Source organism: Rhodococcus sp. D-46 (assembly GCF_011290655.1).
In the GTDB taxonomy this organism is placed as follows: Bacteria; Actinomycetota; Actinomycetes; order Mycobacteriales; family Mycobacteriaceae; genus Rhodococcus_F; species Rhodococcus_F qingshengii.
On record NZ_JAANTF010000006.1, the window covers coordinates 199,424 to 221,311 of the forward strand.

Consider the following 21,888-nt stretch of genomic DNA (forward strand, 5'->3'; position numbering starts at 1 on the left):
GCGCCTTTATTAACCCCCCGACGTTAAGAAAGGCGCACAGCATGAGCATCGACATCACCACTCTTCTCGACGAACGCGAGATCACCCGCTCCATCTTCGAGTTCGCCCGAGCCATGGATGCGCGAGAGTGGGATGAACTCCACCGGATCATGACGCCGGACGCTACGGCAGAATTGGGCACCGGAACTCTGCGCGGACCCGCCGAGGTAGTGGCGTCCATCCGCTCGTTCCTCGACGAGTGCGGTCCCACCCAACATCTGATCGGTAACGTGCTGGTCGAGGTGGTCGGCGATCTCGCCACCAGCCGCTCCTATGTCAGCGACATGCATGTGGGCACCGGGAGCAAGGCTCACCTGAACTTCTTCACCCTCGGCGACTACCACGACTCATGGGCGCGGATCGACGGAAAGTGGCGAATGACGCACCGCACCAAGCATTCACACGCCAGTCAGGGATCCATCGAGGTTCTGGGCGCCGGCCCCAGCGGTTGGCGGAGCTGATTCAGCTCAACATCGACGAACGGCCGGTCGCGAGCGGACTCTTGCTGGTGAGTCCGCCGTCGACCACCAGGGTCTGCCCCGTCATGTAGCGAGATTCGTCCGAAGCCAGGTAGACCATGGCATGCGCGATGTCTTCGGGTTCGCCGAGGTAAGGCAGGGCGTTTGCCTGCTTCATGCCGTCGATGACATCAGCGGGGATGTTGTCCACGAGAGCGGGTGTCATGATCGCGCCCGGCGCTACGGCATTGCACCGAACACCGTTTGCTCCGTACTGGACTGCGATGTACTGCGTCAGACGAATGACTGCCGCTTTGGCGGATCCGTAGGCAGACTGCAGGGAATCCCCGATCAATCCACCTACCGAGGCCGTGTTGACGATCGATCCTCCACCGGCACTGTTCATGTGCGGAATGGCAAGTCGTGAAGCGACGACAGTGCTGCGGACGTTGAGCGACATCACGCGATCCCACTCGTCCAAGTCCATCCGGAGCAGGTCGAGATCCTTGCGCGGGTTACTACCGCCCACGTGATTACACAGGACGTTGATGCCGCCGAATTCGGTGACCGCCTTTTCGATCATCGCTGCCAGAGAGTCCTCGTTCATGACATCGACGCCGAAACCCACTGCATTGCCACCCGTCTCGCGAATCGCCACCGCCGCTTCCTCTGCACGCGCAGGATCGAGGTCGGCGACCAACACCTTGGCGCCCTCTGCCGCCATGAGTTGTGCTGCTGCACGCCCGATTCCACTGGCGGCGCCTGTGATCACTACACTCTTGCTTTCGAGCCTGTTCATATCTGTTCCTTTCGCGGAGAATCGCCGTACCCGGATCTCACGTGCCCGGAGTTGACAGCTCGGCGATTGCCCGATCACTACCAGTCAACGCAGGATCGACAGCCTCGTCCAACTTTCTTGAATGAACTCACAAGTACGTGACCACGGCCCGCGCACCTGCTACACCGCCGAAATCGAGTGGCGACGGAAGACCTCACTGTGCTGAAGTGGCACTATGCAGAATTCTGTTCGACCGCTGTCCATCGACGACCTCGACCGTGCCGCCGAGGTTCTCGGCGAGGCGTTTGCCGACTACCCCTGGACGAACTGGTGCGTCGCCGAAGACTCCCACGTGGAACGCGTCGCGACTCTGCAACGGATCTACCTCGAACACCTGGCACTACCGTTCGGGCGTTCCTACATAGACGATTCCGGCAACGGCGTCATCGCAGTCCTGCCGCCGGACGCTCCAGAGCCTGATGAAGCGACCGTCGAGAAGATCGTCGAACTGCACGGAGATCGGTTCGAGCGCGTTCTTCAGGCTGACGAACAACTGTCTGCGCTTCCCGTCCCCGACAACGCGTGGTCGTTGGCAACGATCGGTACGACGCCGCGCTCACGCGGAACCGGATTGGGTTCTGCGCTACTGAAACATGCTTTGGCGGAACTGGATCGAACCGAACAGAATTGCTGGCTCGATACGTCGACCGAACGAAATCTACCGCTGTACCAACGGTTCGGTTTCACGATCGTCGGCCAGACCTCGCTCCCCGACGGACCGGACGTATGGCGGATGCATCGACTTCAGGGCTGATTGTTCGACTTCAACTCTCGCCGAATCATTTTCGACAACGACGCGTATTGGGTGATCGTGTTGACGGCGATCCACCTCGAGACCGGCCACGTCCGGGTCCACGAGAAAACCCCGACCGACAGCAGTTGATCGTCGTCAAGGGTCTCGATGTAGTTGCGCAACATCGCAACAGCAGCTCCCAAGCGGTCACGAAGCTCCTGAGCCGGAATGCCGATGCTCGCGTCGACAACCGACTGGTTCAGTGCGGGTGTTTGCGTCCACTTGTAACCCGCCGCCGGCGTCTGCGGAGCCTCGTCTCGCAGCCCGGCACCTATCCACTCTGCGACGGCCTCTGCCCACCAGACACGCACAGCGAGTACGTCGTGCACCGTCCACGCGTCGACGGCAACGGCGTCGAACGCATCGGCCTCGGCGACGCCGTCGAGTAACGCTTCGAGTTTCGAATACGCCGAGTCCAGCTCGCTCACCAGTTCTTCGCGTGACCAGGTCTGCGCCACAATGCCTCCGAACGATCAGTGGAGAAGAAAGAAGCGGGACCATCTCGACTCGATGGCCCCGCCTCCAACTTTAACGTCCTCCCGGATTCAGTTCAGCTCACCCAAGAACCTTCCGAGGTTCTCGGCGATTTCCTTCGACCTGGTGTGGTGCAGGTAGTGGTCTCCGTCCAGCAAGATCACCTCTCCGTGATCGACGGAGGCTGCCTGCCCCTCGTGCAGCTCTGTCCAGCCCTGAACTTCTGAATTGTTCACGGCGAACAACAGAATCGGAAGATCGGCTGGGAACGTCTTGCCGATTGCTTCAGCGAAGTTACTGGAAAGATGATCCATCTCGTTGAGATAGGTATCGCTGAAGTTGTTCTTCGCAGTCAACTGTCGCATCTCGTCCTTTGCGGCGGGATCGAGGTACTCGTCCGAGGCTTCACCACCGACGACCTTGGACAGCAATTCCGCCAAGCCCAATTGCCTTCCAACTCGGAGTGCGTCGATCGGGAATTTGGTATCCATGTTCGGCTGCCCTGGAACACTGCTGTCGATACCCACGAATGCGGTGACCTCGTCACGGTACTTCGCGGTGTAGTCCAGCGCATAGAGACCAGTGATCGAGTGCCCCATGAGGATGTATTCGTCAATTCCCAGCGACTGTACTGCCGTATGAATCTCTTCGACGATGTTCGCAGTCGTGCGGTCCTTGTCCGTTCCGTCACTGTAGCCGTAACCGAAGGGCTCGATCGTGACGACGCGGTAGTCGGGTGCGAGCTCGTTGACAAGCGGTGTGAAGTCGAGAATCGGTGCGGACGTTCCGAACCCGGGTAACAGCACTATGGTCTGATCGCCGTTGCCGCGGATCGAGTAGCTCATGTTCTTTCCGTCGACGGACACGAACTGGTTGCCCGTCTCCCCGGCCGGAACGCTCGCTTTGCTGAAGCCGACATTGAATACGAGCGCTATCGATACCAGCACAACCAGAACTACGGACACCGAAGCAACCAGCTTCAGTGCAACGGTACGAATCTTCTTCATTCTCATCCTCATCTTCTCGGGCGTCGATACGGCTAGGAAAGACTCGACATCGAGGCCGCACTGGTCTCGTCGAGCACACGCAACACGTTGTTGCCCATCAGCTTTGCCAAGTCCTCCGCGGACCAACCGCGTTCCGCCAGACGGTCTATCAACACCGCGAAACCGGATACGTCCTGCATACCGTCCGGAAAGTCGTCGAACCCATCGTAGTCACTGCCCAAACCGATGTGGTCGATGCCCGCGACGTCTCGGGCATGCTCGACGTGGTCGGCGAGATGGTCCACTGTCATCGCCGGTCGTGGGCCGACTCGCCCGCCTTTGAACCACTCGTTGTACTCGGCAGAAAGGAACATGGGTACAAAGGCGATCATGATGACCCCGCCGTTGTCCGCGAGCAGTCGCATGACGTCGTCGGGAACATTACGGGGGTGACCGCATAGCTGAGAGCACGACGAATGGCTGAAAATCACCGGCGCCGACGACGTCTCGATGGCATCTCTCATCGTTTCCACCGAGACGTGCGACAGGTCGACGAGTACGCCGAGCCGATTCATTTCGCGCACGATCTCGCGACCGAAATCGGTCAGCCCGCCGTGTACTCGAGTGTCCGTCGCGGAGTCCGCCCACCCGGTGTTGTCGTTGTGTGTCAGAGTCATGTACCGAAGACCAAGGCGCGCCATCATTCTCAGGACACCGAGCGAGCTGCCGATGCTGTGACCGCCCTCCGCGCCCAACAAGGACGCGACCTTGCCCTCGCTCCAGATGCGACGCACGTCGTCACCTGTACGCGCGAATTCGAAAGTATCCGGATATCGCTCGATCATCCGGTACACGTAGTCGATCTGTTCGAGTGTGTACTGAACCGCCTCTGGCTCCGTCCGGTCACACGGGGTGTAAACCGACCAGAACTGCGCACCGACGCCGCCGCGACCGAGTTTGTCGATGTCGGTTTGGAAGATGGAATCCTTCTCGAGATTCTCCACCGAGTATGCGGCAGTTTCGCGAGCCGTCCAGGCCAGATCGTTGTGACCGTCGATGACCGGCGCAAGGCCGTAAGCATCGAGTGCCGCGGGGTGATTCACGTCCGGAAAAGGAGCGAGAGGTTTCATCATGAGTTTTCCTCGAAAAGTAGTGCGGGCAGGTCGAGGGCCCTCATCGCCTTCGACCTGCCCGAGATTTCATTCAGCGGAGAGAATCGCCGCGACTAGTCGGAAATCTTCTTGAAAAGCCTTGTCATGTACAGATATTGCTCGCCATCGATCGTGAGATGAGCCATCTCACCCGAAGCGCTCTCGTTACTGATCAAGAACCTGGAGGCGGACAGAGGTACGACCTTGGTGGGCGGAGCCGGCGGCTCGCCGTCGATCTCGACCTTGGCGAAGTTCTGCACCTGGAATCCGCCGTCCTCGCCGCGCGTGAGTTCGATTCGCACGGTTGTCGATTCATAGGTTCCGAGAATGTGCGACAGGTCGATGTCTTCCGCATTCGGCTCGGACTTCGGTTCCGGCAGAACGAGATCGAGCTGCTGGGCGATCTCCTTCTCGATGTCGTGGGCCAGGGCGCCGCCGCCACGCGAGTTGGTCACCACGGCCATGGCGAGACCGAGCTCGGGGAAGGTGTGAAAACGAGTGATCTGGCCGATTGTCGCACCACCGTGCTGCGCGGACGTCACGCCGCCCCAGTCGGACAGGATCCAGCCGAGGCCCCAGGCCTGATCGACGCTCGAGACCGCGGTCAGGTCGAATTGCGGAGTGCGCATCAGGCGCGCGGATTCTTCGGACAGAATGCGTTCACCCGTCAATGCGAGTCCGTCACGCATGTGTGCAGCACCGAAGGTCAGGAGCGAGCTGACCGATCCGGTGATGATCCCGGCCGGACCGATACCGCGCGGAAGCAGCCACTGCTTGGTCGGAATCACCTTTTCCGGCGACGTCCGATCCGGGTTGGCCACGTGGCCGACGGCCGTGCGGAACAGCGGCGCGTCCTTGGCCTTGGTGATGATGTGCGTCAATCCGAGTGGCTTCCAGAGATATTCGACCAACGCCTCGTCCCACGTCATCTCCCGAAGGACCTCGACGATGCGGCCGGCAACGGCAAAACCCGCGTTGCTGTAACTCAGATGCCCGCCGGGCTCGGTGACGCTGATCGCGGTCGCGAGTTCGTCGACGTACTTCTCGACGCAGTCGTCACCGTCACCGGTGTCGTTGAACAGGTCTCCGTCGATACCGCTTGTGTGCGTGAGCAACTGGCGGATCGTGATTTCCTTCGTGTTGGAAGGATCCGCGATCGTGAACTCCGGAAGCACCTCCACCACCAGGGTGTCCAGCGTCAGCTTGCCCTCGTCGACGAGCTGCATGATCAGCGTCGTCGTCCAGATCTTGCTCGCGGATCCGTACTGGAACAGGGTGTCTGCATCGACGTCGACGCGCGTGTTAAGGCTCGTCACTCCGGTGGTGATGACACGGATATCCGCCGCGCCGTCTTCGCCCAGCGCGATCACACCGACCTGCGCGCCCGGTACCGAATGCTTGGCTGCCAGTTCGTCGAGGCGTTCCTGCCACTTCGGGGCGACAAGTAGGTCCTTGGGCAAGTCGGTCACAGGTCGAACTCCTTCGATCATGGAAGCGAGCGGCGTAGACGGCGTTGCTGGGATCCGCTCAGGTCTCACTCGTCGGGAAGTGAGGTTGCGGAAGCAATAACCGTCCACCCATGATCTCAGTGTGCTCGCAGTCACGTCCTGGTCGATTGCACCGAAGTCGGCCCCGAAAATGGTGCAATCGGACGAGCGAGTGTTCAGGATTCGCCATTCGAAACGATCAGCGCTCGAAGGTTCCTTCCAAGCGATTGCGTGAACCCGGATGGATCAAGCGCGCCGCGCTGACCAATCCGTTAGCCGACCAGGTGCGGCGGCGAATCAGCAGGCACGGTTCCCCGCGATCGATGCGTAACAGCTCGCATTCGTCCGGGCTACCCAGCACCGCTTCCACGACATGCTCGCCGCGAACCAGAGGCGCAACGTCACTCAAGTAGTTGTTGGGGGTGATCGCGGTGAAGTCCTGGCGCAGATAGTCGGGCGCCTCGTTCGGATTCACGAATCGGTCTTCCACCTGAATCGGAGTTTCGTCCTCGAAGTGCACCATCAGCGAATGGAACACCCGTTTGCCCACCGATTCACGAAGGAACGTCTGCCCGTGGTCGGTTTCTTCCTCACGAACGAAGACGACCTCGGTTCGATGACGGTGGCCGCGGCGCTGAATCTCGTCGGCTATGTTCTTGACTTCGAACAGCGGGGACGCGGTCTTCGTGGCGGCGACAAAAGTACCGACTCCCATCATCCGCACGATCAGACCGTCGCTGGTGAGTTCGCGAAGCGCTCGATTGATCGTCATTCGTGACAACCCCAGCGCATTGACCAGTTGATTCTCCGAAGGCAGCTGATCGCCTTCGGTCCACCGACCCGAGTTGATCTGCGAGACCACGAGGTTCTTGACCCGTTCGTAGGCAGGGGCGGACTCGCCGCCTGCCTCGTTGAACAGCACGGCGAGTTCTGCGTCCACTTCGGCAATCGCCATCGCCACCACCCGTTCGTCGAAAACCACCGAGTCGGTTCTCCCGTTCGGCCTCCGAAGTCTATCCGCCTCGTGCACCTTTCCGATCCATCCGAGAGCGTCCGCGCCGGACCTAACCCACCATGCGCCGCAATTGGCTCGTCGCAACCGAAAGCGCAGCAAGATCGTGTTGCCCGGACGCCTCGATCTCTGCGAGCGCGAGAGTGGACCTCTCGATTCTCGACGCATTCCTTTCTTCCCACCTCGAGAGTTTTTCCGCTGTCGTGTCACCCGCTTCCGCGTCGGCCAAGACGTCGAGGGTCAGGGCCCGCACCGTCGAGTACAACTCGTCCCGCAACGACAACCTCGCCAACGCGTTCCATTTTCCGTCCTTGCTCAATGCCGACACTCGATTGAGCATCGGGACGAGCCCAACATGCTCACCGAGCCGGAAATAGAGTTCGCCGGTCTCCGAGATCGTCCGATCGGCAAGGTCCGCGATCTCCACCACGTCGAGCAGTCCGAACTGATCGAGCAATATCTCCACTCGCCTGACCAGGTTCTCCGGCGCGCCCTTGTCCGTGATGAGGACCGTTCGCGCAGCCAGGTTCCGCTGATCTGCGCCTACCAGCCAGCCATCGAGCTCTGCCGACGCCTCCGCGAGGCGATCACCGAATCTGCTGATCTCGGCCCCGACGGCCAGCGGTTGCGGACGACGTGTCAGCATCCACCGTGACGCCCGGTCGAGCAGTCGCCTGGTGAGCAGGATCAACTCGTCGGATACGGCGGTCGAGATCAAGGCTTCGCTGATGTCGTGCCACAACTTCCACAGTCCGAACACCTCGGAAACCACGGTGAAGGCACGTACCGCGTCTTCCGGATCAGCGCCGACCTCTTCACCGAGCCGATATGCATAGGTGATGCCGCCCCGATCGATGACGTTGTTCGTCAGCACGGTCGCGACGATCTCGCGCCGCAGTGGGTGCCGGTCGAGGGCGTCGCCCCCTGCAACTCGAACGCCCTCCGGAAAGTAGTTCACCAGCGCCTTGCGGTAGATCTGGTTGTCGATCGAGCTTCCCGCCAACAGCGTGGATTTCAGATCGAGCTTGACGTGGGCCATCAGTGTGGCGAGTTCCGGCGCCGTCAGCCCCGTTCCCGACTTCTCGGCCGCGGCGAACTGCTTCTTGGTCGGAAACCCTTCGATGACACGGTCGACGATCCCGCGCGATTCGAGGTTGGAAATCACTCTGCCGTGCACACCGATCATCGCCCCCGCATCCGCCCGCGTGGTACCCATCAGTTCGTTCTGCGAACGGTTGTCTGCGAGAACGAGTTCTGCGACCTGGTCGGTCAGCGATTCGAGTAGTGCGTCACGACGTGAGTCCGTGACGACGCCTGAGCTGATCAGGGAGTCGAGAAGGATTTTGATGTTCACCTCGTGGTCGGAACAATCGACTCCGGCCGAATTGTCGAGGGCGTCTGTGTTGATCCGTCCACCGCCGCGTGCGTATTCGATCCGTCCGGCCTGGGTGAGGCCGAGATTGCCTCCTTCACCGATCACTCGGGCACGCACTTCGTTGCCGTTCACCCGAACGGCGTCGTTGCTCTTGTCGCCGACTTCGAGGTCGGACTCACCGGAGGCCTTGACGTACGTTCCGATGCCGCCGTTCCACAACAGATCTGCCGGGGACCGCAAAATCGCCCGAACCAGTTGCGGTGGAGTCAGTTCGGTGACGTCGTCCTCGAGGCCCAGCGCCTCTCGTATCTCGTCACTGATCGGAACGCGCTTCGCCGAGCGTTCCCACACTCCGCCGCCGGCACTGATCAAGGTCGGGTCGTAGTCGGCCCACGAGGATCGGGGGAGCGCAAAGAGACGTGATCGCTCGTCGTACGAGCGCTCAGGCGACGGGTTCGGATCGACGAACACGTGCCGATGATCGAACGCCGCGATCAGGCGAATGTGCTTGCTGCACAACATACCGTTGCCGAAGACGTCGCCACTCATGTCTCCGATCCCCACCGCGGTGAAGTCATCGTGCTGGGTATCGACGCCGAGCTCACGGAAGTGCCGCTTGACACTTTCCCAGGCGCCCTTCGCCGTGATACCCATGGCTTTGTGGTCGTAGCCGACCGACCCGCCGGACGCGAAGGCGTCGCCGAGCCAGAATCCGTACTCCGCGGCAACCTCGTTCGCGATGTCGGAGAACTTCGCAGTTCCCTTGTCCGCGGCGACAACAAGATACGTGTCGTCTCCGTCGTGGCGAACGACCCGCCGCGCCGCGACAACGGCCCCGCTCTGCTTGTCGACGTTGTCGGTCAGATCGAGTAGTCCGCGAATGAAGGATCGGTAGCAATCGATCCCGGCCGCCAACGCAGCTTCTCGGTCTGCGTCTGCGCCCAGCCCTGGAACCGGTGGGCGTTTGACGACAAATCCGCCCTTCGCTCCGACAGGCACGATGACTGCATTCTTGACTGCCTGCGCCTTCACCAATCCCAGTACCTCGGTGCGAAAGTCCTCTTTCCGATCCGACCAGCGCAAGCCGCCGCGAGCCACCGTACCGAAACGAAGGTGCACACCTGCTACATCGGGTGAGTACACGAATATCTCGAACTTCGGTCGAGGGTAAGGCAATACGGACAGCTTCTCCGAATCGAACTTCAACGAGAGCGCGCCGAGCGATTCAGTGGGATACACGAAATAGTTGGTACGCAACGTGTTACGGACCAGTTCGGACAACGCGCGCAGGATCCGATCGGCGTCGAGCCCTTGCACCTGCGCCACGGCCGTTTCCACGTCCGCTGCTGCACGTGCACCTCGATCTCCGTCGACGACGTCAGGATCGAAACGGCTCTCGAACAATTCGCACAATCTGCCGGCGATCTCGGGATGATCGGCAAGTACCTCGGCGACGCGACCGGTGCTGTAAGGAAATCCCGCTTGCTGCAAGAACTCCGCGTACGCCCGCAGCACCACTACCTGTTTCCAGCCGAGTCCCGCGATCGCGACCAATTCGTTGAACGAGTCCGGCTCGGCGTCACCGTTTCGAACCGCGGCAAACGTCGCCCCGAATCGCGCAGCAAAGTTGTCGAAGCCTTCGACCGGAGCACTCGGGTAGTAGAGCGTGAACTCGTAGATCCTGGACTGTTCGGTTCCCACCGGTGCGATCTCGTACGGACGTTCGTCGACCACTTCGACGCCCAGGCTCTGCAATACGGGCAGCACCTCGCCCAGAGAGAGCGGATCACCCGAGACGTACAGCCCGAGACGGTGAGTACCCGGTCCGTCGACAGATCGGGCCAACCGTGGACTTACTTCTCCGGGCGCGAGGCCCTCGAACACCGCCATGTCCTCGGCGGCTCGGACAGCGTCGAAATCCTGCTTGTATGCCGCCGGAACTCGCTCGGCGAACCGAGCACGCCTGCGCCGCTCGTCGTAGTGCGAAGCATCCAGAACGAATCGTTCGTCCCACGTCAGGCACGCGTCGACGACGAGGTCCCGAATCTCCCGTGCTTGTCGCGCCGACGCGAAGTTCGCGCCGCCGCCGACTGTGGCCGTGAAATGTACGACGGCCAAGGGGGATTCCGAGACTCGACTGGAGAACTCGATATTGTGGGCACCGAGTGCGTCGGCGAGTACCGACTCGGCCGTTGTTCTGATCGTCGTACTGAATTTCTCGCGCGGAACGAAGAGCAAAGCCGACAACTCTTGATCTCGCCCTGTCGCCGGGGAACTTCCCACCGGTTGCAAGAACAGATGGATCGATGTGCGGCCGTCCACGGAAGTGAGTTCGTCCAGCGCGTCCGCGATTCGGGCCGGCTCGGCCGCCAGGAGCACTGTGACCGGAATCGACTGAATCACTGCCAGCATCGATTGTCCGACAAACGAATCGACGGTGGATCCTGAGGCCTCGAAGATGTCTGCGACGCGTCCTCGCACGAGCGGGGTTAGCCTGACGTCGGCGACGATACCGGTCGCGGTGAAGAACCCGACGAATCGGTACGCACGGTCGCCGACGGACACGTCGATCTCGGTGGCGTATTCGGATCCACCGAACCCTTGCCGGAGGTACACCACTGCAATCGCGAGGGGCGCCGCTTTCGAATCCGAAGAGCCGGTTGGATCGGGGAGCACGCCGATGGCGTACGGCTCGTCACTGTCGACAGTTCGCGCACCACCGATGACACTGAAGTTTCCGGCGCTGCACCACCGGAGAAAGTCAGCTTCTTCGGCGTAGCCGTTCGAGTCCAGTTGCTCGCGCGCCTCGTCGACGAGGTCCCGCAGGGGCACGGAATCGCGGAAGGCACGCGCGATACGGTCGAGGATTCCGGCGACGTCGTCCGCGATCACCTGCGCCTGCGCGTCCGAACAGTGTGCGGGTAGTCCTATGTGGATCCATGATTCGGTGCGCTCCCCGGCCCGGGCGTCTTCGGTGCTGTGCGCCGGTTGTACGGCTGTGCGAAGCACGGGGTGCACCACGAATTCAGGTTCCACGCGGGCACGGGCAAGTGTCGCCAAGACCGCTTCGACGAGCTGCGGCATGTCGTCGCCGACGTATTGAATCGCGGGGCCATCCCCTAACTCCCCGGCCGGCGCGAGTCGCGAGATCGACGAGTTGTGTCCTCGTCGACGCGAAAGGTCCATGTGCGCGGCGACAATCGCCAGCTTGCGGTCTTCGGCGAGCGCAGCGTATCGATCCGCCGACAAGCCCTCGAAATACGTACTGGACACCCTCCTCACATTCTCGGAGTCCGGTGTCGTGTCGACTGAAACGAGGCTCATGTCAGCACCTTCCGTCGAAAGCCACGCTGCTTCCGACTTGTAGTGGGTTCGATCCGCAATCAACTTGTCTATACAGGCTTAGACAAGTTGATCATTGCAGAACGTGAGCCGCGACACAACAAATTCACCCCTGGACAAATTCGCCACCCTCGGCCATAGTCAGTCCATGCCAACTAGTGGCAATTAGATTTCATTAGATGAAATTCGTAACTATTCCGCCTCGAAGGAGCCCCCGTGACTACCCAGACCGCGCCCGACACCGACAGCGTCGATCTCGCAGAGTTCCGCAGCACTGTCCGAGCCTTCGCCAACGCCGAGATCCACCCAGGAGCAGCCGCACGCGACGAGTCCAAGGAGTTCCCGGCGCAGCTGGTCAAGCGCCTCGGGCAGCAGGACCTCATGGGCATTTCCGTGCCCGAGGAATTCGGCGGCCTGGGTCTGTCGACACGAACCCAACTGGTCGCCATCGAAGAAGTTGCACGCACCGACGCCGCGCTGGCATCGATCTACACCGCCCACTACCTGGGCCTCGAGCCGATTCTCGTCGGCGGCTCCGAAGAGCAGAAGCATCGCTGGTTGCCCCAGCTCGCGTCGGGCGAACTACTGGCCGGCTTTGCACTCACAGAACCCGATGCCGGCTCCGACATCGCCTCGATGCGTACCGTCGCCCGACGCGAGGACGACGGCTGGCATCTCTCCGGATCGAAGACGTACATCTCCAATGCCAAGGAAGCCGACCTGGTCGTGCTCTTCGCCAAGACGGACCCGAGCGCAGGATTCCGAGGCATCACCGCCTTCGTCGTCCCCAAGGGAACTCCGGGAATCAGCTACTCGGAGCCGCAGGACAAGATGGGAATTCGTTCGGCCCCGACGTACACCGTCTACCTCGACGACGTCGTTCTGCCGCTCGACTCCGTGATCGGCACCGAAGGTCGCGGCGGCAACATTGCCTTGACCGCCCTGAACCGAGCACGCATCGACGTAGCGGCAATGGCAAACGGCATCGCTCTGCGCGCTTGGGAACTGGGACGCGAGTACGCAACGGAGCGAAAGCAGTTCGGCACGCCGATCTTCGACTTCCAGGCAATCCAGCTACTCCTCGGTGGCTGCGACGCGCAACTTGTCGCATCACGCGTCACCGCAGACTGGGCCGCCGACGTCAAGGACGCCGGTCAGGACATCCGCCGCGCCGCATCGATTTCGAAGTACGTCGCCACCGAAGCCTGCTTCTCGATCGTCGATCAAACCGTACAGATCCACGGTGGCGCAGGTTTCATGCGCGAATCGGAAATCGAACGCCTGTACCGCGATTGCCGCATTCTCCGCATCTTCGAGGGCACCTCGCAGATCCAGTTGCTCACCATTGCCGGCAATGCTCCGTCGCCGCGTTCCACCGAGTTCTGAAAGGCGCGGACATGACTGCACTTCCCCCACTCGACGGCATCCGGGTCATCGACCTCTCGCGCGTCCTTGCCGGACCCTACTGCACCGCACTGCTTTCCGACGCCGGTGCGGACGTCGTCAAGATCGAATCCGAACACGGTGAAGACTCTCGGCACCTCGGCCCGTTCCGCGACGGCGAGAGCATCTACTTCAACGTGCTCAATCGTGGCAAGCGTTCGGTGGCACTCAACCTCAAGAACGACGGGGACCGTGAGGCGCTATTAACGCTCATCGAGACCGCCGACGTCGTCGTCGAAAACTTTCGCCCTGGAGTCACCAAGCGCCTGGGAATCGACTACGAGGCTGCGCGGGCTCGCAATCCGCGGATCGTGTACGCGTCCATCTCCGGTTTCGGACAGGACGGGCCCATGTCCGGAGCCGCCGCCTACGACCTTGTAGTCCAGGCTCTTTCGGGCATCATGAGCATCACCGGTTCGGAGGAATCCGGGCCGACACGGTTGGGTGAGTCGTTCGGAGACCTGGTCGCCGGGCTGTTCGCCGCCTGGGGAATCAGTACCGCCCTGCTGAGTGCACGGGCGAGCGGACTCGGGCAGCACCTTGACGTCGCGATGTTCGACAGCATGCTCGCCATGCTGCCGACAGCACACAGCCAACTGCAATCCACCGGGCTCACTCCCCCACGCGTCGGCAACCGTCATCCGGTGTCAACACCGTTCGACACCTACAAGGCCGACGACGGACTCTTCGTCCTCGCGGTTGCGAGCCAGTCGGGTTTCGAGAAGCTGGCGCAGACGATGAATCGCGTCGACCTGATCGCAGATCCTCGATTTGCCGACGACACCGCCCGGACCGAGAACGAACCGGCACTGCGCAAGGAGATCGAAAACTGGGCCGCCGGAAAGACCGTCGCCGACGTGGTCGATATTCTCGGCGACGCGGGCCTCGCCGGCTCGGAAATCTGGGACGTCCAGCAGGCACTCACCTCCGCGCAGGCCGAGTATCGCGGAGTCGTCGAATCGTTCGAGCACCCGGTAGCAGGAAAAATCTCCTACGTACGACAACCCGTCGTGTTCGGTGATAGTCGACGCCCCGATGTCCGCCGCAGTCCCCTGCTGGACGAGCACCACGGTGAGGTACTGCCGGGCTCGCGATAGATTCAGCGCAGACATCCCTCGGCACTTGGAGTAGGACATGGCCCCCGGCGACGTGACCCGCAGCGCGAATCGCACGTTCGAACTTCTCGGTGCGATCGTCGAGCACGGCGGGTTGACGCTCGGCGACGCCGCCAAGGCAACCGATCTGGCAACCAGTACCGCGCTTCGCCTGATCAGAAGCCTCGAACAAACCGAGTTCGTCGTCCGCGGCGAGGACAACGTCTATCGCGTCGGCCCGCGGCTACTACAGATCGGGGCTCGCGCACTCGGTGACAATCAACTGTTGCCGAGAGCGCGGCCCGCGATGAAGGCCATCGCCGAAACCACGAGAGAGTCGACCTACCTGTCGACGAAGGGACCGAAAGACACTGCGCTGTATCTCGATCAGATCGAGGGCACGCACGCGATCCGCCACATGGGGTGGGTGGGCCAGAGCGTTCCCCTGGACGGCACCGCCGTCGGCGCAGCGTTGAGCGGCAAGGTAGGCGAGAGCGGGTACGCCATTGCGCACGACACCATCGAGGATCACTCGACCGGAGTTGCCGCGCCGATCTACAACGCGGTCGGTCAGATAGCCGGAGCGCTCAGCGTCGTGGGCCCGACCTTCCGTCTGACGGACGAGGTCTGCGCCAGCCACGGCCGCGTCTTGGTGGAGCACTGCGCCCGGTTGTCCGCGGAACTCGGCAACCAGACTCCCTGACCACCCCGAGCACTTGGCGATTCAGTCTCGTATCCGAGACAATGTGGGTCCCCGCTCCCACCTCAGCCCTACCCGTAAGGACACACCCCATATGACGACGAGCCGCGTGAAATCTGCTGAGCGCGTGCTCGACGTGCTCGATCTCCTGGCCCGCCGGGGTGTGCCGCTGGCGACGGCAGAAATCTCCAGCGCCCTCGAGCTGCCGAAGAGTACGACGCATCACCTCCTCAATGTCATGCGGGATCGACGGTTCGTCTCGTACTGGGCTGATCAACGCGCCTGGACCCTGGGTGTCTCGGCGTTCGAAGTCGGTGCGTCGTACATGCGGTCCGGCCCACTTCACCGTGAGGGCCAACGATTCATGCTGGCACTCACTCAGTCGACCGACGAGACCTCCCATCTGGCGGTACTTCAGGGTTCTGACGTCATCTACCTCGACAAACGTGAACCTCTGAAGCCCGGCGTTCGGTTGGTGACCGAGATCGGGACCCGCCTTCCGGCGCATCTCACCGCAGTCGGGCGGGCGATTCTGAGCCGTCTGGATGCGGAACAGATCAGCGCGCTCTACGAGGGGTACACCTGGCCGACGCGGACCGGAACGGGTCCGTCGACGCTCGCCGAACTGCGAGAACTGCTCGCCGCAGCACGTGAGAGCGGATATGCGGTCGAAGAGAATGCGACGACATCCGGGATCAACTGCATCGCCAGCCCCGTGATCACACGGGACGGTCGTCCGGTCGCAGCTCTCGGCGTCACCTTCCTCTCCGGCTCCAAATCGGCCGAGGAGAGTGCCCTGATCGCCGACCGAGTGCGCGCCGTCAGCGCCGAGTTCTCCGCCGATCTCGGAGATCGAATGGTGGAGACCCCGACCGCAGACATGTAGCCAACTTCTCCGTTCCGTACTTTGCGGGCCTTGTTTTCGTCTCATATTCAAGACTAGAGTCTCGTATACAAGACTTTGTTAGATAACCACGCATCATCATTGGAGTCCCATGAACGCCACCCCTGCCACCCAGACAGCCACCCGAACCATCGAGGTCGGAATCGGCGCTGTCACCATCGCCGACGTCGTCGACGTCGCGCGCAACGGATACGGCGTTGCATTGACCGCGGAATCACTGACCGCGATCGCCGAAAGTCGTGCACGCATCGAAGCGCTGGCCGCAGACCCCACACCGGTCTACGGAGTTTCCACCGGATTCGGCGCACTTGCCACCCGGCACATTCCAGCGCATCTGCGGACACAGTTGCAGCGCAGCCTGATCCGCTCACATGCGGCAGGTTCGGGACCGGAAGTCGAACGCGAAGTGATCCGGGCCTTGATGCTTCTGCGTCTGTCGACGCTCGCCACCGGGCGGACCGGAGTGCGCCCTGTTGTCGCACAGGCGTACGCCGACCTACTCACCGCAGGCATCACCCCGGTGGTGCACGAATACGGCAGCCTCGGATGCTCGGGAGATCTGGCACCACTGGCGCATGTGGCGATGGCAATCATCGGTGAAGGTTCCGTCCGCACCGCCGACGGTGAACTCACCGATGCGGCAACGGCATTGGCTGCCCATGGTCTCGAACCGGTGGTTCTGGCCGAGAAGGAAGGCCTCGCACTGATCAACGGTACCGACGGGATGCTCGGTCAACTGGCCCTTGCGATCACCGATCTCGATCATCTGCTCAAGTTGGCCGACATCGCTGCCGCTATGAGCGTCGAGGGCTTGCTCGGCACCGATCAAGTGTTCGCCGCCGATCTTCAGGCGCTTCGCCCCCACCCCGGACAGGGCGCGGCCGCCTCGAACATGGTGCGCTTGCTTGCCGACTCCCCGATCGTCGCCAGCCATGCGGGCCCTGACTGCACCAGAGTTCAGGACGCGTACTCACTGCGGTGCGCACCGCAGGTTGCCGGCGGCGCACGCGACACCGTCGATCACGCCCGACTGGTTGCCGGGCGCGAATTGGCCAGTGCTGTCGACAATCCCGTCGTCACTCTCGACGGAAGGGTTCGGTCGAACGGTAACTTCCACGGAGCTCCCGTGGCCTACGTCTTGGACTTTCTCGCCATCGTGACCGCGGATGTCGCGGGTATCAGCGAACGCCGAACCGACCGCTTCCTCGACGTAGCACGCAATCACGGTCTGACCCCCTTCCTCGCCGACGACCCCGGTGTCGACAGCGGACTGATGATCGCGCAGTACACACAAGCTGCCATCGTGTCCGAACTCAAGCGACTCGCGAGCCCGGCCAGTGTCGATTCGATTCCCTCCTCGGCCATGCAGGAAGATCACGTCTCCATGGGATGGTCGGGTGCACGCAAGCTCCGCCGGTCCATCGACGGTCTCACCCGAGTTCTCGCGATCGAGATACTGACTGCAGCACGAGGAATCGATTTGCGCTCCCCACTCGAGCCCTCCCCCGCCACCGGAGCCGTCCTTCGGACCCTGCGCGAGAAGGTGCAGGGGCCGGGTACCGATCGCTTCCTGTCCCCCGAGATCGAGGCCGCGGTGGACTTGGCGGCATCGGGTGCACTTGTTGCGGCTGCAGAGAACGCGATCGGCGCCCTGGCATGAGCGCGCCCGGTGCGCTGAGGCCTCGCCCCCGACCCGAAATCGAAGCGCTTCCTCGATACTCCAAAGCCGCCGCCCTCGAGCAGGTTCGGTGGCGGGCGTCGAGCAACGAGTCGACGGTTGCACCCTCGGCGACCATTCTCGAGGCCGTCAATCTCGCGGCCTCACACTCACACTTGTATCCGTCGCTGTTCGGCGACACACTGATAGCCCGGTTGAGCGACCGTCTGGGCGTGGGCGACGACCAGGTACTGGTCGGCGCCGGGTCGTTGGCACTGCTCCAGCAGGTATTGACCGCATACACGGGCCCTGGCACCGAAGTCGTCTACCCGTGGCGCAGCTACGAGGCGTACCCGATACTGATCGGAATCGCCGGGGCGAGCGGTGTCCCCGTCGCACTCGATTCCGAACATCGGCACGATCTGAGTGCAATGGCGGCAGCCGTGACGCCGCAGACCCGCGCAGTACTCGTCTGCAACCCCAACAATCCGACCGGAAGCGAGTTCTCGACCGCGGAGTTCGTCTCGTTCGCCCGCTCGATCCCGGGTGACGTCCTCATCCTTCTGGACGAGGCTTACCGGGAGTTCGCGACCAGCGACGTAGACGGCGTCGACCTGCTTCGAGCCTTTCCCAACATCGTCGTCTTCCGAACCTTCTCCAAGGCTTACGGATTGGCCGGACTTCGTGCCGGCTATGCCGTCACCAACTCGGCGATCGCAGCGGATCTTCGCAGCGCTGCACCGCCCTTCGGGCTCAGCGCCGTTGCCGAGGCCGCGGCCTGCGCGGCCCTGACCGATCCGGCACACACCGATTCGATAGTCGAAACGGTGACCGCGGGTCGTTCTCACCTACGTGAGCAATTGGCTCTGCGCGGCGTCGAGACGGTCCCGAGCGGTGCCAACTTCGTGTGGATCCCTCTCGGCAAGAGAGCTTCTGCACTCGAAGCGGCCTGCGTCGCGCAGGGTGTCTCGGTCCGGATGTTCCCCGGCGAGGGAGTGCGGGTGACCGTAGGTGAGCGGGCAGCAGAAGACGCCGTGATCGCCGCTGTGGATGCACTCGCACACAACCTTTGACCGACTGGAGAAAAGAATGTCCGTCCACGAACTTGCTCGGTCGATCGGTTCGAGTCGCCTGATCACCGACCCTGCGGTAATGGACTCGTACCGCCGTGACGAGGCCCATCTCGCCGAACCCGGCCATCCGGCAGCCGTCATGCTCGCCGAAACTGCGGCCGACATTTCCGAGGCTCTGAAATGGGCTACTGCTCACCGTGTCCCGGTGGTAACCCGCGGTGCGGGAACCGGTTTGGCGGGCGGCGGGGTAGCCGTCGAGGGCTGCCTGGTCATCTCGACCACTCGCATGCGCTCGATTCTCGAGGTCAATCCGGACGATCAGCTCGCTGTCGTGGAAGCCGGGGTGATCAACGCTGACATCAGCCGAGCAGCAGACGAGTACGGGCTGATGTACGCCCCTGATCCGAGCAGTTTCGAGATCTCCACGATCGGCGGAAACATCGCCACCAACGCCGGTGGACTGCGTTGCGTGAAGTACGGCGTCACCCGCGATTCAGTCCTGGGTCTCGAGGTTGTGCTCGCCGACGGTCGGATCGTGCGGACAGGCCGAAGGACCGTCAAAGGTGTTGCAGGATACGACTTGACCAGTCTTCTTGTCGGTTCGGAAGGAACGCTCGGAGTCGTCACGAGTGCCACGCTGAAGTTGCAGCCCAAGCCCAAGAGAGCACCGGTCACCGTCGTCGGCAGTTTCGATTCTCTCCGCTCCGCAGCGGACGCGGTTGCCGCGGTCGTTCGCGACGGAATCGGGCCGAGCCTGCTGGAGCTGATCGATCGAGCAACGCTGCGCGCCGTCGACGACTGGAAACGAATCGGATTGGAAAACAACACCGCCGCGATGCTGATCGCACAGGCCGACGGGGTCGATGCCGACGCAGCAGCCGCGGCGATGCAGAAACACTTCGAGAGGGCGGGCGCCGATTTTGTCGCCGTCTCGCAGGACGCGGCAGAAGCCGCACAGCTACTCGAGATTCGCCGACTCGCCTATCCGGCTTCCGAACGACTCGGGCAATGTCTCGTGGAAGACGTCGGGGTCCCGCGGTCGAAACTGCCCGACATGCTCGAGAGTATCGACCGAGCGGCCGCCGAGCACATGGTCAAGATCATGACTGTCGCGCATGCTGGTGACGGCAACGTCCATCCGACCTTCGTCTTCGACCGCGCTGCCGACGGCTCGGTCCCCGAAGCCGTGTGGACCGCCGCGGACGAGGTCTTCCGGCGTGCTCTCGAACTCGGCGGAACTCTGACCGGAGAGCACGGCGTCGGCGTTCTGAAGCGTCGCTGGCTCTCTCTCGAGCTCGGCGAGGACAGCATGCAACTGCACCGATCGATCAAGGCTGCCTTCGACCCGCTCGGAATCCTCAACCCGGGTAAGGGTTTCTGATTTCTCGCGTGGTGTTACACAGCATTTACGCGAAAACGGGTCCCGGGTATTGACGCCTGTATATACAGGCATATACATTTATCCGCAGTGACAGTGACCCAGCGCACAAAGCACAAGGCGCAAAGCACCAAGCACGAAGAAGGTGGGCAATACCCCGACGTCGATTCCGTCGCTCGACGGGCTCGCAGCAGAAAGACAGGCCTATGACTCACGATGGACCGGCCGAGGTCATCCTCACTCCGGAACGACGCACTATCGACGTCGTCCCGGATGCAGAACGACACGGCACCCCGCGCAGCCAGTTCACTCTCTGGTTCGGCGCCAACATGCAGATCACTGCAATCGTCGACGGCGCTCTCGCCGTCGTATTCGGCGCGGCCGCCATCTGGGCGATCGTCGGACTTCTGATCGGCAACATCTTCGGTGGCGCTGTCATGGCGCTTCACTCCGCCCAGGGCCCGCGTATGGGTCTCCCCCAGATGATCTCGAGTCGCGCCCAGTTCGGCGTCAAGGGAGCAGTCGTACCGCTTGTTCTCGTCATCCTGATGTACCTCGGCTTCGCTGCCACCGGCACCGTGTTGGCCGGACAGGCCGTCAACAAGATCCTGCACATCGACAGCCCCACCGTCGGCATCGTCGTCTTCGGTCTCCTCACCGCATTCGTCGCGGTCACCGGCTACAAGCTGATCCACATCGTCGGCAGGATCGCCACCGTCGTGGGCATCGTCGGATTCTCCTACCTGGCCGTTCGACTGTTCCTCGAGTACGACGTCGCCTCGTACGTCGGCATCAAGGGCTTCGACATAGTCACCTTCCTGCTCGCGATCTCGCTGGGTGCCGGTTGGCAGCTCACCTTCGGCCCGTACGTCGCCGACTACTCGCGTTACCTGCCGCGCAGCACTTCCGAGAGCACCACGTTCTGGTCGACGTTCCTCGGTAGTGTCATCGGATCGCAGTGGTCCATGACCTTCGGCGCTCTCGTCGCGGCCTGCGCCGGCGACGCGTTCCTGGGTAACCAGGTCGGCTTCATGGGAGATCTGGCCGGACCCGCTGCCATCGCCTTCCTGATCTACTTCGTCATCCTGGTCGGCAAGCTGACGGTGAACGTGCTCAACGCCTACGGCGGATTCATGTCGATCCTGACCACCGTCACCGCCTTCAACGGACAGTCGCGAATCTCGAGCACCGCGCGCACCCTCTACATCCTCGGTTTCACTGCGGTCTCGGTCTTGATCGCCATCGCCGCCAGCGCCGACTTCCTGGACAACTTCAAGAACTTCGTCCTGGTGTTGCTGATGGTGTTCACGCCGTGGAGTGCGATCAATCTGATCGACTACTACCTGATCTCCAAGGAACGCATCGACATTCCGGCGCTGTACGACGTCAACGGTCGATACGGAGCATGGAACTTCACCGCATTGGCTTGCTACGCCGCCGGCGTTCTCGCCCAGATCCCGTTCCTCGCCCAGAAGATGTACACCGGCCCCGTCACGGACATGCTCGGCGGCGCCGACATCTCGTGGCTGGTCGGCATCGTGTTCACCGGGCTGATCTATTACCCACTCGCCAAGCGCACGAGCAATCCCCCTTCGTCGATGATCTACCCCGATCACACCGCGATGACCGACTCTCGCGTCTGATCCCCCAACGTCTTTCGAACTTCAGCAAGCTAGGAGAACAC

General features: G+C 62.2%; 17 protein-coding genes. 10 read left to right on the plus strand and 7 right to left on the minus strand.

Features of this window, described 5'->3' with window-relative positions; genetic code table 11:
* Nucleotides 1-41: 41 nt before the first annotated feature.
* Nucleotides 42-500, plus strand: coding sequence for a nuclear transport factor 2 family protein (locus G9U53_RS16685; RefSeq protein ID WP_003940631.1), 459 nt, complete (start codon nucleotides 42-44; stop codon nucleotides 498-500).
* Between the two features lies 1 nt (nucleotide 501).
* Here the strand turns inward: G9U53_RS16685 and G9U53_RS16690 are convergent, their stop codons facing one another.
* On the minus strand, nucleotides 502-1,296 hold the full coding sequence (locus G9U53_RS16690) for an SDR family NAD(P)-dependent oxidoreductase (protein WP_054826829.1): 795 nt from the start codon (nucleotides 1,294-1,296) through the stop codon (nucleotides 502-504).
* A 214-nt stretch (nucleotides 1,297-1,510) separates the two neighbouring features.
* Between G9U53_RS16690 and G9U53_RS16695 the strand changes: the two genes are divergently transcribed.
* Complete coding sequence (locus G9U53_RS16695) at nucleotides 1,511-2,089, plus strand: GNAT family N-acetyltransferase (protein WP_030536976.1); 579 nt, start codon at nucleotides 1,511-1,513, stop codon at nucleotides 2,087-2,089.
* On the opposite strand, the gene G9U53_RS16700 is transcribed toward G9U53_RS16695, so the two are convergent.
* From G9U53_RS16700 to G9U53_RS16725, 6 genes are all read right to left on the minus strand, one after another.
* Nucleotides 2,080-2,586 carry a ClbS/DfsB family four-helix bundle protein gene (locus G9U53_RS16700; RefSeq protein WP_064074278.1) on the minus strand — a complete coding sequence of 169 codons (507 nt, stop codon included), beginning with the start codon at nucleotides 2,584-2,586 and terminating at the stop codon, nucleotides 2,080-2,082. The genes G9U53_RS16695 and G9U53_RS16700 overlap by 10 nt on opposite strands.
* A gap of 87 nt (nucleotides 2,587-2,673) precedes the next feature.
* Entirely contained in the window at nucleotides 2,674-3,609 is a 936-nt protein-coding gene (locus G9U53_RS16705) for an alpha/beta hydrolase (RefSeq protein WP_083056671.1), read from the minus strand.
* A 32-nt stretch (nucleotides 3,610-3,641) separates the two neighbouring features.
* On the minus strand, nucleotides 3,642-4,721 hold the full coding sequence (locus tag G9U53_RS16710) for a dipeptidase (protein ID WP_007732718.1): 1,080 nt from the start codon (nucleotides 4,719-4,721) through the stop codon (nucleotides 3,642-3,644).
* A 92-nt stretch (nucleotides 4,722-4,813) separates the two neighbouring features.
* Nucleotides 4,814-6,208: a serine hydrolase domain-containing protein gene (locus G9U53_RS16715; RefSeq protein ID WP_347570816.1), complete on the minus strand. Its 1,395-nt coding sequence runs from the start codon at nucleotides 6,206-6,208 to the stop codon at nucleotides 4,814-4,816.
* A 217-nt stretch (nucleotides 6,209-6,425) separates the two neighbouring features.
* Nucleotides 6,426-7,181 (minus strand): histidine utilization repressor, encoded by a 756-nt coding sequence (hutC, locus tag G9U53_RS16720; RefSeq protein WP_207624376.1) that lies wholly within the window; start codon nucleotides 7,179-7,181, stop codon nucleotides 6,426-6,428.
* A gap of 109 nt (nucleotides 7,182-7,290) precedes the next feature.
* On the minus strand, nucleotides 7,291-11,937 hold the full coding sequence (locus G9U53_RS16725) for an NAD-glutamate dehydrogenase domain-containing protein (protein ID WP_242692581.1): 4,647 nt from the start codon (nucleotides 11,935-11,937) through the stop codon (nucleotides 7,291-7,293).
* Nucleotides 11,938-12,171: 234 nt separating this feature from the next.
* Between G9U53_RS16725 and G9U53_RS16730 the strand changes: the two genes are divergently transcribed.
* From G9U53_RS16730 to G9U53_RS16765, 8 genes are all read left to right on the plus strand, one after another.
* Complete coding sequence (locus G9U53_RS16730) at nucleotides 12,172-13,341, plus strand: acyl-CoA dehydrogenase family protein (RefSeq protein ID WP_007732726.1); 1,170 nt, start codon at nucleotides 12,172-12,174, stop codon at nucleotides 13,339-13,341.
* An 11-nt stretch (nucleotides 13,342-13,352) separates the two neighbouring features.
* Nucleotides 13,353-14,495 carry a CoA transferase gene (locus tag G9U53_RS16735; RefSeq protein ID WP_083056665.1) on the plus strand — a complete coding sequence of 381 codons (1,143 nt, stop codon included), beginning with the start codon at nucleotides 13,353-13,355 and terminating at the stop codon, nucleotides 14,493-14,495.
* Between the two features lie 37 nt (nucleotides 14,496-14,532).
* Nucleotides 14,533-15,195 carry an IclR family transcriptional regulator gene (locus G9U53_RS16740; RefSeq protein ID WP_030536970.1) on the plus strand — a complete coding sequence of 221 codons (663 nt, stop codon included), beginning with the start codon at nucleotides 14,533-14,535 and terminating at the stop codon, nucleotides 15,193-15,195.
* Between the two features lie 91 nt (nucleotides 15,196-15,286).
* Entirely contained in the window at nucleotides 15,287-16,078 is a 792-nt protein-coding gene (locus G9U53_RS16745; RefSeq protein ID WP_007732728.1) for an IclR family transcriptional regulator, read from the plus strand.
* A gap of 109 nt (nucleotides 16,079-16,187) precedes the next feature.
* Nucleotides 16,188-17,756: a histidine ammonia-lyase gene (gene hutH, locus G9U53_RS16750; RefSeq protein WP_003939821.1), complete on the plus strand. Its 1,569-nt coding sequence runs from the start codon at nucleotides 16,188-16,190 to the stop codon at nucleotides 17,754-17,756.
* A complete protein-coding gene (locus G9U53_RS16755) occupies nucleotides 17,753-18,826 on the plus strand; it encodes a histidinol-phosphate transaminase (protein WP_083056663.1) in 1,074 nt (357 codons plus the stop codon). Before hutH ends, G9U53_RS16755 begins: the two co-directional genes overlap by 4 nt.
* A 16-nt stretch (nucleotides 18,827-18,842) precedes the next feature.
* Entirely contained in the window at nucleotides 18,843-20,207 is a 1,365-nt protein-coding gene (locus tag G9U53_RS16760) for an FAD-linked oxidase C-terminal domain-containing protein (RefSeq protein ID WP_165638935.1), read from the plus strand.
* 203 nt (nucleotides 20,208-20,410) lie between these two features.
* A complete protein-coding gene (locus G9U53_RS16765) occupies nucleotides 20,411-21,847 on the plus strand; it encodes a cytosine permease (RefSeq protein WP_165638936.1) in 1,437 nt (478 codons plus the stop codon).
* Nucleotides 21,848-21,888: the final 41 nt, after the last annotated feature.

What these genes read in the sequence shown, in the direction of transcription:
- G9U53_RS16745 (WP_007732728.1), top strand. Translation starts at nt 15,287, where the DNA reads ATGACGACGAGCCGCGTGAAATCTGCTGAGCGCGTGCTCGACGTGCTC.
- G9U53_RS16760 (WP_165638935.1), top strand. Translation starts at nt 18,843, where the DNA reads ATGTCCGTCCACGAACTTGCTCGGTCGATCGGTTCGAGTCGCCTGATC.
- G9U53_RS16735 (WP_083056665.1), top strand. Translation starts at nt 13,353, where the DNA reads ATGACTGCACTTCCCCCACTCGACGGCATCCGGGTCATCGACCTCTCG.
- G9U53_RS16695 (WP_030536976.1), top strand. Translation starts at nt 1,511, where the DNA reads ATGCAGAATTCTGTTCGACCGCTGTCCATCGACGACCTCGACCGTGCC.
- G9U53_RS16690 (WP_054826829.1), bottom strand. Translation starts at nt 1,296, where the DNA reads ATGAACAGGCTCGAAAGCAAGAGTGTAGTGATCACAGGCGCCGCCAGT.
- G9U53_RS16765 (WP_165638936.1), top strand. Translation starts at nt 20,411, where the DNA reads ATGACTCACGATGGACCGGCCGAGGTCATCCTCACTCCGGAACGACGC.
- G9U53_RS16705 (WP_083056671.1), bottom strand. Translation starts at nt 3,609, where the DNA reads ATGAAGAAGATTCGTACCGTTGCACTGAAGCTGGTTGCTTCGGTGTCC.
- hutH (WP_003939821.1), top strand. Translation starts at nt 16,188, where the DNA reads ATGAACGCCACCCCTGCCACCCAGACAGCCACCCGAACCATCGAGGTC.
- G9U53_RS16755 (WP_083056663.1), top strand. Translation starts at nt 17,753, where the DNA reads ATGAGCGCGCCCGGTGCGCTGAGGCCTCGCCCCCGACCCGAAATCGAA.
- G9U53_RS16685 (WP_003940631.1), top strand. Translation starts at nt 42, where the DNA reads ATGAGCATCGACATCACCACTCTTCTCGACGAACGCGAGATCACCCGC.
- G9U53_RS16710 (WP_007732718.1), bottom strand. Translation starts at nt 4,721, where the DNA reads ATGATGAAACCTCTCGCTCCTTTTCCGGACGTGAATCACCCCGCGGCA.
- G9U53_RS16725 (WP_242692581.1), bottom strand. Translation starts at nt 11,937, where the DNA reads ATGAGCCTCGTTTCAGTCGACACGACACCGGACTCCGAGAATGTGAGG.
- G9U53_RS16740 (WP_030536970.1), top strand. Translation starts at nt 14,533, where the DNA reads ATGGCCCCCGGCGACGTGACCCGCAGCGCGAATCGCACGTTCGAACTT.
- hutC (WP_207624376.1), bottom strand. Translation starts at nt 7,181, where the DNA reads ATGGCGATTGCCGAAGTGGACGCAGAACTCGCCGTGCTGTTCAACGAG.